This window comes from Methylobacterium sp. WL116, assembly GCF_008039455.1.
Classification (GTDB): domain Bacteria; phylum Pseudomonadota; class Alphaproteobacteria; order Rhizobiales; family Beijerinckiaceae; genus Methylobacterium.
Window position 1 is genome coordinate 1 of record NZ_VRUV01001117.1, and the last position, 499, is coordinate 499.

Here is a 499-nt window from a genome sequence, read left to right on the forward strand (position 1 = left end):
GCATTGAGCCCTGCGGCCGTGGCGGCGGCCGCCCCCGCCCCGTCGCTCCCGTCCCGTCGCCCTTGCCCTGTCTGCTCTCGTCCCGTCCGCCCTTGTCATCGCGAAAAACTTGCGTGACACCGTGACGCCGAGGGCGGGCATCGTGCCGCCCGTGCCCGCTCTCTACCATCGGCGGCACGGCCATTCGGCTCCAGCGGGGGCCGTCTTATCAATCGAAGGGATGGAGCTGCCGCGGCCTCGCCTTGCGCGAACCGGGACCGCTTCGAAGGTGCGATGACGGCGATCTGGTTCATTCTGGCGGCCATGACCGCCGCGGCCGTCCTGGCCCTGCTCTGGCCGATGTCGCGCCGCGTCGCCATCGTCCCCGATGCGGCCGGCACCGTCACCGAGACGGCGTTCTACGAGGACCAGCTCGCCGAGATCGAGCGCGACCTCGATCGTGGGCTGATCGCCCCGGCGGAGGCGGAATCCGCTCGCACCGAGGCCGCCCGCCGGCTCC

General features: G+C 71.9%; 1 protein-coding gene. It reads left to right on the forward strand.

Annotated elements, in window-relative coordinates; genetic code table 11:
* Window positions 1-273: 273 nt before the first annotated feature.
* Window positions 274-499, forward strand: a 226-nt coding sequence (gene ccmI, locus FV223_RS29665) for a c-type cytochrome biogenesis protein CcmI (RefSeq protein ID WP_147730126.1), incomplete at its 3' end; no start/stop codon positions are given.